This is a genomic window from Shewanella sp. ECSMB14102 (genome assembly GCF_000813075.1).
GTDB lineage: Bacteria > Pseudomonadota > Gammaproteobacteria > Enterobacterales > Shewanellaceae > Shewanella > Shewanella indica.
On sequence record NZ_JWGX01000031.1, the window covers coordinates 13,405 to 26,083 of the forward strand.

The window sequence follows — 12,679 nt, forward strand, 5'->3', positions numbered from 1 at the left end:
ACCATAATAATAATTAGCAACTCCCAAACTCTTGCCCCGCCCCTGCAGCGGGGCTTTTTTTAGGTTCATCCTAGCCTTCCGGGTAATGCACCGGCTTGATCAGACACATGGCGAGCATTTTCTCGGCGCAATAGGCGGCGCGCAGATAGTCCCGCGCTTTAGCTCCCTTGAGGTTGTGACTCAGCGTCATCAGCCCGAGACGCTCGGCCCTTTGCGCCAATGTTGGCCTTGGTGCCGGCAGGCCATCGGCCAGCTCATCCAGCACCCCATGCAGGGTTTGTTGCATCAGGCCCAGGCGCGGCTGCGGCGCCTGGGGGGCTGAAGGCTCGGCCAGCGCCTGCGCGAGTAGTTGCTGATCGCCGGATTGGGGCAAGGTATCGAAAAAGAGGCTGAACCAGTTATCCAGCAGCAGGGACACAGGTCGCAGGTATAAGTGGCTGGCAGTGCGCTCGATGCGCGCCACTATCAGCTCGGGTACCCGCTCACCCAGCAACTCCAGATTGGTCACGGCTCTTTGACTCAACTTGTTGTAAGGCAGCGAGAAACTCAGCAGCGCCTGCTCCCTGTCCCAATAGTGCAGTTCCATACACTGACTGGCCTGATTGAAACCACTCAGGTAGAGACCGCTTGGCCGGAAACACAGGTACTCCTGTTGCCAGTCTATCTCGCCGGCAACAGAGAGACTCACGGGCTCCAGCGGCTGGGTCGCGGGGTAGACCCGGGTATCCTGCAAACGCCGCAGGCGCCCCCAGGCATTGAGTTCGGCCTGAGCCAGGGTTTGGGTCTTACCCTGCCAACCCAGGGCCGACGGCGCACCTGCCAGCATGGGCAGACCGCGAAATACGCTGGCATAATCCAGCCGCTGCTCGGCTTTGGGGCGGCTCTCGGCCAGGGTGATAAAGCGCCCCTGCTCATCCTGCAATACCTGAGTCACACCATGGGCGCCCCCTTCGCTTTGCCAGGGAAAAGCGCCCAGCCCCAGCACCTGCTCCGGCGCTTGTTGATAGGGTCTTTGCGTCTGAGCCTGGCTGCCTTCCAGGGCCGCCAAGGAGCGGGCCAGACAGCTGAGCAGCAATTTTCGGTCCCTGACGCCTTGGCCCGAGACATATTTTTCCAGCGTGCCATGCAGCTGTTTCAAAGCGGTCAGCGGCAGATTTTGCCTGTCCATGGGCACCAGCAGGAGTTCCAACTCTATCAGGGACGAGGGCCGCAACCTCTCGATGCCGAGCTCAGTCATCTGCTCCAGCAACTTAAGACAACGGCGCTTTAACTGATCGCGGCTCTGCTGCCCCAGATACTGCAACTGCGCCTGCTCATCGAGCAGCCATTGCGGCCATTCAAAGGCGATGGCCTGTTCTTGGCAATAGAGCCAGACGGCGAGCAGCGCATAACGCTGCGCCTCTTCGGTGCAGATAATATCCTGCAGCCCCTGTACACGCCGAAAATACAGCTGCTGCCCCTCCAGTTCGACGCAGACTGTGCCTTGCGCAAGCTTAATATCCACCGCCCAGCGGCGCTGACTCTGCTGGTACAGACGGCGAACCTGAGTCTTGCCGGCATCATTCAAAAGCTCGGCCAGATGGAGTTCCACCCGGGGCGGATCTTCGGCGCGAGTCTCAGGGGATGCGGGCCGCTCCAGCAGATAAAGCGCCGCTGCCACTATGTGTTTACACAGGCCGGAGGCGCCGCAATCGCAGCGACTGGCGAGCGGGTTATCCCAATCCAGCTGCCCCTTTTGCCCTTCAAACTCAAAGCCATAATCCTGCATCTGCGGCTGGCTTTGCTCCAACGCCTTGCGGGCCCGGCGCACCAAACCTGCACTGCCGAGGCTGGTGAGTATGGTTTCATTCATCGGCGTAGCCCCATAGTCAGCGCCAGCCATTCGGCAAAGTTATCCGGGCTGAGTGAGCCTATCTCCATCCCCAGGCGCTGCAGGTTGTCGGTACTAAAAGTGCTGTAGAAAGGCTCGGCATCGTGATTCATGGCGGTCATCCCCAACATCTTGATGCCACTGTCTATCATCCCTTGAGCCTGGGCCAGTAAGGTCTGCATCGAACCGCCCTCTTCAAAGTCGGACACGGTTGCCACCACAGAGCGCCCCGGCTCAGAACAGAGTTGCTGACAATAGCGCCAGGCCTGGGAGATCAGGGTGCCGCCGCCCAACTGGCAATTGAGCAACACAGACACGGGGTTCTGGGCCTGCTCACTCAAGTCCACCACCTGGGTGTCGAACACCACCAGCGACAACTTCACCGATGGCAAGCGGGTCAGGATCCCGGCGATCACTGCCGAGTAGATCAGTGAAGTCGCCATGGAGCCGGACTGATCTATGCAGAGCACTATGTGCCAGGGCAGTTGGTGCTGCTGGCGGGCATGGAAATAGACCCGCTCGAAACAGACCTTCTCGCCATCAAAATGCTTGAGGTTGCGGCGAATACTGGTCTGCCAATCCAGATTGGCCAGCCGTTTCACCGGACTGTGGGCCTGGCGGTTGAGCCTGCCACTCAAGTTGTTGATATAGGTCGGCCGCAGGCGACGCAGCAACTCCTCGACCACTCCCTGAATAATTCGCTCTACCTGTTGCCGAATGGCCGGCTTGTGATGGGCATTGAGTTTCAGCAACTGCTTCAGCACCCCCATACTGGGAGTGATCTTTTCCAGCACCTGCGGCTGCTGCAACACCTGATGCAACCCAAAGCGCTCGACCGCATCGGACTGCAGCCTGTCGTTGACCGAACGGGGAAACAGGGTCTCCGCCGCCTCCAGCCAGTTGGTCACTGCCAACTCGCTTTCCCCCAAGCCAGCGCTTACCTTGAAGCCACGCTGCAGCTGGCCCTCCTGATAGAGCTGCTGCAACACCTCATCCTGTTGCTGTTGCCGGGCGCTGAGACGGGTATCAAGCGCGTTGGCATAGCGCCCCAACACCAGACGCCAGCGTTGCTTCAGTTGCTCATCCATTGACTCAATCCTTGTTGCTCCAGGTCACTGCGCAGCTGCCGCTCCAGCGCCAGCCCCTGTTGAAAGTCCTGCTCAGATATCCCGTATTGCAACCAATTCAGGCCGTTATCCCACTGATTCAGCTGCAGCAAACGGCGGCAGAGCTCATCCACCTCTCTGGCATCCAGCGCGCAGAACAAGCCCCTCATGGCCGGTAGCTTGTCGATAAACTGCGCCTCACTCAGCTCACTGAGCCAGTGATTCAGCATGGGCAACAGGCCATGGTCTTGCCGCAACCAGTGCGGCACCACCTTGAGCAGCGACTCAATCACAGGGAAGGGATCGTTTTGCAGCTGCAACTGTTGCAGCAGTGGCGCCGGGTCTAACTTGTCCAGCTCGATAGCCAAGGCCTGCAGGACAAAATAGAGCACGGGTCGATGGGCGTTATGACTTGTCAACCAGCGCAGTCTGTCACGCCAGGGAGACTCGAGCTCGTCCTGATGCAAGACAGCTACGCTCTGCAGATCCAACAGTAACTTCAGCGCCTCTTCATCGCTCAGACGGTTGATTGCCGGTAAATGAAAACCCACCTGATGCCACAGGGCTTTTTGGTAAGCCAGCAGCTCAATATCGGCAAACAGTGGATGATGCGCTGCCGCCAGCAAGGTCATAAAGCTATTGGCCAGTTGCTGAATGTCGCTGCATTGGCTTATCTGCTGCGCAATGGCATGGGCGCTCAGCTCTTCCGGCATCCCCAGATGCAGTGCCAACACCAGTTTTTCCACCAGTTGCTGCAAATCTTCCTGGGGCAACTCACTGAGCCGCCGTTTCACCACCAGCTCGAGACGTAGCCCCAGGCTGGATTTCTCGGCCAGTGCCACTTCCACCGCCGGAGTCCAATGATAGTCCCAATGTTCATGGCGATGGTTGAACTTCAATTGCCGGATGACCGGCATACCATTTTGTGGCCTGGCAAAACCGCTGCCCACAAACAGCAGCCGACACAGGAGGCGACGGCGCTCAATATGCTTGTCCGTCATGGCGTAGAGATCGAAGTGGCAGCGTCCCGGTTTATCCGTCTGCAATCTGGCCTTGCGACATAGCGCCAACACCTCTTCCACCAGCGGTAAACTGGGTTGGTCGGCCGGTAACTGCCCCAGGGCATCGCCGCTGAGCAACTTTTGCCAGGGTTCGAGTGTCGATGCCGACAGCTGCTGTTTAATCAGGCAGCTGCCCAAAGAATCCAGCAGATCATAGCTGCCGGGGCGCGCCAAGCCACGCAAACTACAGAGGGCCTGCAGATGTTCAAAGCAGTTTTTCTTATAGATCAGCGGCAGTTGCGGCATCTGCTCCAAGAGGTAGAGCAACCAATCATCGGCGTTCAATTGCCGCTGCTGAAACTGCCAGCGACAAAAGGCCGGATAAGGCATACCGGCGCCGTAGCCTTTGCGGGCATCCAGCAAGGCGTCACTGAAACGGATCACAAAGCTGTCTTGCGTGTCATCGACGACGATCGCCTCGGCCTCATCGGCAAAGTTAATCAACGCCGGGGTATGAAAACCACCTGTGAGCACGGCCACTCGCTCATAGCGGCGGCGGGCCGCCTTGATATGGGCCCGCATCTGGGTTTCACGGGCCAGATCGCCCATCTCTTCCAGGCTGTCTGTGCCAAAGCAGGCACGACTGGCGGCGCAGAACAACAATACCTGGGTAAAGAAGCTCTCGGCCGAGGCGAAATTTTGTTGTTCAAACAAACGCTGCCAGAGTTCGTCGGCATCCCGGCAGCCCAGTTGCTGCTGTAGGCGGCGGCTGTAGTCCGAGCTTAAAAAGCGGCTATCACTCCAACGGTTACTTACTCCGCCCTCCTGCGCCTTTTCATCCAGATCGATGAAGATCACCTCAACGCCCTGCGCCGTCGCCCAGCGCAGCGCCTGCCACTCCGGGCTGTTCTCGGCCAGAGGGTAGTAGCTGCCACTCTGATAGATGGCAATAGGCGGCACCACAGTATCGCGCTGCAGCAGCGACAGATGGCGGATAAAACTGCCGGGGGCTTCTATTAACACAGCCTGGGGCTGCCGGCGCTGCAACTGCTCCAGCGCCATGGCGGCGCAGGCCGGGCTGTGATGCCGCAGCGGCAACCAGCACACCCCGGGATCGGCCGCGGCGGCCTTGAGCAGTTCGCCAAACTCCTCTCTAAGGAGCATCACCTCATCCACAGCGCTTTTCCTGCCTGGAAGAAGGCTTGCCAGCCCTGGCGTTCACGGGCGACCACATCCATGTAATGAGCCAGCTTCTTCACATCGTCGACCTTGTCCTTGATTAGCGTGCCGTGCATCTGCTGCACCAACCGGGCGGCACTCATGGGCTCTTGCCAATAGAGGCTGTGCAGGGCGCAGCCATGCACTATATTAACCGCCTCGGCGGTGGACAGAGTGGCATCCATCGCCTGCGGGCCGACTGTGCTGCGAAGGTCGTGAAATACCCGCACCAGCAAGTCCACCAGCGCTTCATCCAGCTGCACCTGTTGGCCGCTGTCCGCCAGACGTTGGCTCACCTGAGCCAAAATCAGCTGGCGCTCCAGCAGAGGATCGCTGAGCACAGGCACTGTCTCGAAGTTGAAACGGCGCTTGAGCGCGCTGGACATCTCGTTGACCCCACGATCCAGCAGGTTGGCGGTGGCTATCAGGTTGAAGCCGGGCTTGGCCTGAATCGAGACGCCCAGCTCGGGGATACTGAGGCTTTTTTCCGACATCAGCGAGATCAGCACATCCTGCACCTCCTGCGGGCAGCGGGTGATCTCTTCGATACGCACCAGCTTGCCCTGCTCCATCGCCTGATAGACTGGGCTTTTCAGCAGGGCTTCCAGACTGGGGCCACCGGACAGCAACAGGGCAAAGTTCCAGCTGTACTTGAGCTGCTCCTCCGTGGTGCCAGCTGTGCCCTGAATGAGATACTCACTGCTGCCGCTGATGGCGGCGCTCAATAGCTCAGAAAGCATTGACTTGGCGGTACCGGGTTCACCGACCAGCATCAGACCATTGTTGCCCATCAGGCTGACAATGGCCCGCTCCACCAGGGCATCTTCCCCGTAGTATTTTCGGCTGATATCAAGCGCCGCATCGCCGCAGATAAAACGTCGCACCGCCCCGGCCGACATGGCCCAGCCCGGCGGAATAACCCCCTTGTCGGCCGCCATCAAGCGTTGCAATTCATCCTGATAACGCTGCTCGGCATAAGCCCGAATGACTTGTTCCATCCTGTTTGCTTCTCCTTATTGGCTGCCACCGCCAAGGCAGCAGCCTAATCCATCCGTTATCGACCTTTACCAGGGCAGTTTCGATTCCCAGTCCGGATCTGCCACACACTTGTCGCCGACTTCACGATAGTCAACGGCGATGGCATTGAGCAGGTTGACCGGCACCTCGGCCAACGGCAATTGACGGTAGCGGGCATAACGGCCGCGGGGGTTAGTCCGCTCCATGACCCTGATGTCATAGATGGCGGCGGCCTCGTTTTCTTCCGGCACGCAGTTACCGCTGAAGCCGAACTCCACTCTCAGTCCCAGGGTATCGAAACGCTTGAAGTAGTGATCAAAGAAACCGCCATCTTCCGCTTCGCCGCGCTGATAACCTTTCTTGGTCAACAGGCCTCGCAGGGTATAGCAGTCGGTCATCCGGCCGCGCAGGTCATTGAGAGCCTCCTGACCTTCAGTTAGCGTCACTTCGGCACTTCGCAGTTGTTCGAACAACGGCTTGACCTTGTAATCCTTGAGATGTGAACGCCAGGCATCCAGCGCTGCCGCCGGTAACAGGTTACCGCTCACCAGGCGTATGCTCGCCGCAGCGGGCAGTTGCAGCTCTTCATCATCAATATCGATAAAGGCGCCGTCTTCCGTGGGTCTGAAGGTTTGCCATTGACCATCAATCTCCACCTGCCAGAGGGTGCGCTGCAACAGCCGATACATGACCGGATGCTGATGCAGGTATTGCTGCCAGTCTGCGGCGAGCCAATGCCGCTCTGTGACCATGGCCTCATACAATCTGGCACTTTGCTGTTCGACCACCTGCTTGAGTTCTTTCTTGCAGTTGCTGAACCATTTTTTCACTTCGGCAATATCGCCTTCGTTGTCCGTCTGCCGAGGTTGCGGCAAGCTCTTGAGCAGCTTGCCCTCTTCGTTGAGCAATCTCAGCTTGAGGTCGTCCCCGAGTGCCAGCGCCAAAGTACGGCTGCCGAATTCAAACGGGCTGGGCTGGGTCAGATGTTCGAGCCCGGCCGTCTGCACAGTGCGATCCGCCAGCTCATCCTGAGTCCAGCCGTTACGGGCCGCAATTTGACTGACTTGCGCCCGTGCCAGCTCCTGCACCGAGTTGGTACGATAACGCCGCGAAATACTCAGCAGAAACTGGATCGCCACAGGATCGTCCGAGTTGGCCAAGGCCTGCAACATGGCCTCTATCTGTGCCCGCCGCTCATAGCGCTTCTTCATAAAGGGTTGGATCATGCCCAGCAGGGTTTGCGCATCGCCGCCAGCGATCAGGGCCAACATCCCCTTGTCTTTGATGGCCGAGCCCAAGAGCTCATTCTTTTTCTCGGCAAAACAGGTTTGAAACGCATCCTCAAGGGTCTTGTGTTGATACTCTTTACCCCAGTTATACCGGGCCCATTGCTGGAAAATTTGCAACTGTTGATGTTGCTGAGCGTTGGCGTATGCCAGCGCCTCATCATCCGAAGGACCACTGGTATCCTGGGCGATAAATGCCGACAGAATAAAATGCCCCAGACGCTGACGGCTTTCGCTATCTAGCAGCGACAGATAGTGACTCAGCAATGGGTTGCCCTGAGGCTGCTTGAGCTTCACCGCCAAGACTACCCACCACAACACAAGTTCGGGCTCGACCGGGCTGCCGTCTTCAAAACGGCATGCGGGCAGCGATTCACGCGGGAACCAATCCATCGACTTGGGTGGCGCCTTTTTAAGGCCGGCCTTGGCTTCGGCCAGCAGCGCTTCCTTGCCGAGAAACTGGCTGATATCGGCGCCGGTTTGCAACAAGGCTTCCAGCAGCACCACCCGGGTTGGCATATCTTTCTCTTTATTCAGCGCCTGACTCAATGCCTCCTGCGCCGAAGCCGCCTTGAGGCGACCCAGCCAAGTGGCGGCCAGTACCCGGTTATCCTTGCTGCCGGAGGCCAGTTCGGGAGTGATAAGGCTGATATCGGCGCCGTGGCGTTCGGCGCAGTACTGAGCCGCCGCCTGTATGGCTTTGCGACCATGGAAGGCATGTTCATGAACCTTTCTTTGCCAGTGCTGCGGCAGCTTGGGAAATTCGGCCAGAATCGCCAAGGTCTGTATCAATACCTGATTGGCATCGTGTCGATAGGTGCCATTGAGCACCCGGCCATTGAGGCCATGCTCTATATAGTCGGGGTTTTCGGCAAAGAAGGGCCAGATCAGCAGTTGTTCACAGGCGGCAGGCAACCAGTCATCTTCGCGGCCTTCGTAACCAAACAGGGCTTCAACCAAGGCCGCGGCGGGTTGATTCTCTTGGTTGCACAGGCTCAAGAGTTGCCGTAAATCCGTCATTCCCTGCAGACTTTTCAGAATATGTTCCTGCCCCAGCATACGTTCCCAGGAATGGCAGGAGAGCTCATGACGTTCCATCCGCAAAATAAGCCGCAAACAGGCTTTGGGGTGCTCGTCGAGATCGGCGTGGCTGATCAGAGAATAAAACCCTGACAGAGATGATTGCCGGCCATTTTCGAGATCCATCAGCGCCGCTTGCAGCTTGGCACTACTGATCTGCTGCCACTGCTGCAGACTTTTCCGGTAGTCGGCCAAATAACTTTTTCGGTAGCTGGGGGCATCTGGGTGCTCCGCTGCAGCGATATCTTCTTCGAACTCTTTGATCTCTTTAGCCAACTGCTTTTCACACAGACCGAGCCATTCTTCAGGCACTTTGACCTTATTATCAATGGCCGCAACGGCCGGAATATCCCAGCTGAACTGCTCACTCTGTTGCTGCCGGGTAGTGTTATCCAGCATTTTCGCCAGTGCCGTTTTCACCGTGGCGGATTTCTCTTCACTGTGCCAGCGCTGCAGCAAGGGGGTCGCTTCAGGATAGCGGTCGGCCACAACCAGCCAGTGACCACGGGTAGCCGCCTTGGCACCCGGAAATTCCCGCTCCAGAAACGTCAGCAGCTCTTGTTGCGAGCTCTTTTTCAGCAGTTTCAGGGCCTCTTCACGGACAGTCGCCGAACCATCGGCGGCCAACGCCATGACCAGCGGCAGCTGCGCCTGTGACAGGGTCTGACAGGCTTTATTGAGCAAAGCACAAAAGGTTTCGCGGCCGCTGAAATGCAACTGTTTCAACAGCTGCAGATATTCAGGATCTTCACTGAGCTTGAGCCAGTCGGTACTCTTCCTCAGCGCGGTGCGGAATGTATCGTGATAATAAGAGTCGGAACCTTCTAGAATAAAGGCTTCCAGCTCATGGGGCGGGTGTTCATATTGCGCGACCAGCGACGCCAGATAATCACGACCGGGCAGATCTTTGCCCGCCAAACGGCAACCGTAATACTCTTCCGCCAACTCTTTAAACAGCATCAGCACGCCATTGAGCCAGCCGCTCGAGCTGTTTTGCACGCCGTAGGTGCTTATATCTGGGTTGCAGGCATGACACACCAAGCCGAGACGGCGCATAACGGCCGCTTCATTACAGGCACCGGTTGCCACAAACTGATTGATGGCATCACGGGCCTGAACCAGCCGCTCATCATTTTGTCCGTAGCCATAGGAAACACCCGGCCGCGCCAGTGTTTCTCTGGCACTGAGCTGCTGGAGCTGCGACAGGCACGCCACAGGTTCACCGGTCAAAATATACTGACTGACGGCTTGTGCCAAACCGGTTTGCTGCTCATCGATAATCCGGCAAGCGTCTAACAGTAACTTGTCTGTATTGGGGCGAGTGAAGGCTTCAAGCTTGTTTTTTAATACGTCCAGCATCTCTCATATTCCTTGAGTCATTAGCAAATATGTCTTCCTTCCCCCAATAGCAGACATTCAGTAAACACCTGCTTAAGCTGGCGGCCGAGCCTCCTTTTCGGACGAGGAAGGGCAATTCTAACGGAAACACAAAAACAATATCGCTTACAAAACACTCAGTTACAGTTCAATGCCGCCAAGTGTGATCCAGCCTCCCCGGGATGACGCCATATTACCCATAGAGTGCGGTTGATTGGCCTTGAAACCGCCAGCGGCTTTAGGCCATGCCAACAACAAAATCAGCGATATCCGGCAAGGAGTCATGGTCAATGTCTCAAATCTTGTTTGAAAAACATGCTGGCTGGAGATTGCAAACAAAAGTTACTAATGGTAACTTTGCACTTGTTACCATAAGTAACTTAGTCAACCAAGCGTTAGTGGCTGTCGTTTCATGGATATCTGTTTCAAGGGTATCCGTTTCGAGGCCGTCCGTTTCGAGGACAGGCAAAGCAGCCGACCGGCACAGCTTGGTATTTTTGCCGTTGCGCTTAAGCCGTAAACGGCCAATAACAGCAACAGGAGTTTTAGTGTGGAAAGGTTAACCAAGTGCACTCTGGACAATGCCGATGAACTGGCCAAACCCATATTGCAGGAGATCAAGGCTCGCTACGGAGTGATCCCCAACTTCTATTCAGCCCTGGGCATAGATGGCGCGGTCATGAAGGGCTATCTGGAGTTTGAGGCCAATCTGGAAGAGCACAGTTTGCTGAGCCTGGCCCAGCGGGAGATGATCTCCCTGGCGGTTGCCAACTATAACGGCTGCGAATACTGTGTCAGCGGCCATAGCTTTTCCGGAAAACGTGCCGGACTCAGCCCCGACGCCTGCATCAAGGCGCAGCAAGGCAAGGCCGATAACAGCGAAGATCAACTGCTGCTGGATGTTGCCCTGGCACTGCTGCAACACAGAGGCAAACTGCCGGACTCATTGCTAACGGCCTGTTTGGATGCCGGGTTCAGTGAGGCCAAGGTGATGCAAGTCTGCGCCTGGAGTGGTCTGAATAACTTCAGCAACTGGGTTAACAACACAGTGCAGCCAAAAATCGACTTTCCAAAGGTTCCACTGCAACCCTATACTGAGTAACAAAAGAGAAGCGACAATGCTATGCATTGCCGCTTTTTCAATTTAAATTCAATCAGCTATCTGTGGGGGATACGTGAAGAAGAGAATGCTCAAAGATCAGCGCCGGGAACAGTTGCTCGAAGTTGCCTGTGAGATTGTCCGCGAAGCCGGTACCGATGCGCTGACCTTGAACACCCTGGCTCAAAGAGCCGGAGTAACCAAGCCTTTGACCTATCGTCACTTCGCCACCCGACAAGGATTGTTGGCACAGATGTACCGCCACTACGACAGTCAATTTGTCGAGGCGGTGAAACAAGCCGAAGCGGAGCAAAAAACCTCGCTGGCAGAGCTTTGCACTTTGGTCTGCTGCGCCTATCTGGACTGCGCCGTACGCTGCGGCCCCGAGTATGAGGCGATAGTTGCGGCGCTGCGCGGCTATCCTGAGTATCAGAACATCACTACAGATATTCGCGACTTCTTCACCGATTTCTACAGCGAACTCTTTGCCGATTACATCCAGTTGCCGGCGCCACAAAGTAAACTGCTGTACTGGGCCATCCATGGTGCCATCAATGAAGTCGCCAATGCCGTAGCCTGCGGCCATGCCACACCACAAGAAACAATAACCAGGCTAAGCCAATTACTGCAACGCATGCTCGGCGCCGACGATTGCTGATTCAGGCAAACCTGCATTCAAGCGTTATCTCTGCCCCCTGAGTGCGCCGGCTCAACCAACATCTGAGCCGCTGCTGCGCCAAGGGCGATGCACTGTCCAACCCTGGCTCCAGGTAGACCACCGCAGTCAACACGTTTTGCTTCTCATCCAAACGCCACAGGTGCATCGACTCGACTCTGACCACTTCAGGTCTGGCGGCCAACTGCTCCTGCAACAGTTCCGGGGCCAAGTCAGCCGGAGCCTGCTGCATCAGAATACGCCCGGACTCCGCCAATAGCAGTGCGCCATGGTGGATCACGTAAACAGAGATCAATACAGTGACCAAGAGATCGACCCAATACCATTGGTAAAGGATAATCAGCCCGCTGGCTACCAACACAGCCACTGATGCCATGGCATCCGATACATTATAAACAAAGGCTGCGCGGATATTCATCTTGTCCTTGGCCCCGACACCATAAGTCAACATAGCAGTGCCAATATAGATAATCAAAGCCAGGGCAGCCAGCCAAAACATCAGCAAACCGTCCACAGCCTGCTGACTCCATTGCGGGTTCCAGAAACGCTGCAGAGCCTCATAGACAAGGTACACACCTACCAACGATAAGATTGCCGCATTGATAAAGGTACCCAGCACTTCGGCGCGTTTATAGCCGTAGCTCATCCCTGGGTGACTGGTTTTCCGACTTAATTTACGGGCAATTAAAGCTATCAAGATTGCTATGGCATCACCGAAGTTATGCAGAGCATCGGCAATCAATGACAAACTACCAGCCCAAATACCACCAAACAACTGCGCCAGAGTGAGTAACATATTGATGATCACCGCCAATCCCAGACGACCGCCATGATCCGGGTTATCTTGGTGGAAGTGCCCCGTATTCTCCAACGCCAGTGCCTGCCATTCTTGAGAAGATTTTTGCATAGCATGTTTCCCTATAAAAGGGGGCATCCCTGCCCAGGCCTA

8 protein-coding genes are annotated in these 12,679 nt (G+C 56.5%); 2 read left to right on the forward strand and 6 right to left on the reverse strand.

Annotated elements, in window-relative coordinates; all coding sequences use genetic code 11:
• Positions 1 to 70: 70 nt before the first annotated feature.
• The 5 genes from RC73_RS11705 to RC73_RS19890 all read right to left on the reverse strand — a co-directional run bounded on the left by RC73_RS11705 (position 71) and on the right by RC73_RS19890 (position 9,937).
• Positions 71 to 1,882 (reverse strand): SWIM zinc finger family protein, encoded by a 1,812-nt coding sequence (locus tag RC73_RS11705; protein ID WP_160289572.1) that lies wholly within the window; start codon positions 1,880 to 1,882, stop codon positions 71 to 73.
• On the reverse strand, positions 1,849 to 2,958 hold the full coding sequence (locus tag RC73_RS11710) for a VWA domain-containing protein (protein ID WP_039034814.1): 1,110 nt from the start codon (positions 2,956 to 2,958) through the stop codon (positions 1,849 to 1,851). The genes RC73_RS11705 and RC73_RS11710 overlap by 34 nt, the downstream gene beginning before the upstream one ends.
• Positions 2,943 to 5,153 (reverse strand): DUF5682 family protein, encoded by a 2,211-nt coding sequence (locus RC73_RS11715; RefSeq protein WP_039034815.1) that lies wholly within the window; start codon positions 5,151 to 5,153, stop codon positions 2,943 to 2,945. Before RC73_RS11715 ends, RC73_RS11710 begins: the two co-directional genes overlap by 16 nt.
• On the reverse strand, positions 5,141 to 6,193 hold the full coding sequence (locus RC73_RS11720) for an AAA family ATPase (RefSeq protein WP_039034816.1): 1,053 nt from the start codon (positions 6,191 to 6,193) through the stop codon (positions 5,141 to 5,143). Before RC73_RS11720 ends, RC73_RS11715 begins: the two co-directional genes overlap by 13 nt.
• A gap of 66 nt (positions 6,194 to 6,259) precedes the next feature.
• Complete coding sequence (locus RC73_RS19890; RefSeq protein WP_052248156.1) at positions 6,260 to 9,937, reverse strand: DUF4132 domain-containing protein; 3,678 nt, start codon at positions 9,935 to 9,937, stop codon at positions 6,260 to 6,262.
• Between the two features lie 568 nt (positions 9,938 to 10,505).
• On the opposite strand from RC73_RS19890, the gene RC73_RS11730 reads away from it, so the two are divergent.
• Together RC73_RS11730 and RC73_RS11735 are read left to right on the forward strand one after the other, a co-directional pair.
• Entirely contained in the window at positions 10,506 to 11,057 is a 552-nt protein-coding gene (locus RC73_RS11730; RefSeq protein ID WP_052248157.1) for a carboxymuconolactone decarboxylase family protein, read from the forward strand.
• Positions 11,058 to 11,130: 73 nt separating this feature from the next.
• Positions 11,131 to 11,712 carry a TetR/AcrR family transcriptional regulator gene (locus RC73_RS11735; RefSeq protein ID WP_143078327.1) on the forward strand — a complete coding sequence of 194 codons (582 nt, stop codon included), beginning with the start codon at positions 11,131 to 11,133 and terminating at the stop codon, positions 11,710 to 11,712.
• Position 11,713: 1 nt separating this feature from the next.
• Here the strand turns inward: RC73_RS11735 and RC73_RS11740 are convergent, their stop codons facing one another.
• A complete protein-coding gene (locus RC73_RS11740; protein WP_082014308.1) occupies positions 11,714 to 12,637 on the reverse strand; it encodes a cation diffusion facilitator family transporter in 924 nt (307 codons plus the stop codon).
• Positions 12,638 to 12,679 lie beyond the last annotated feature (42 nt).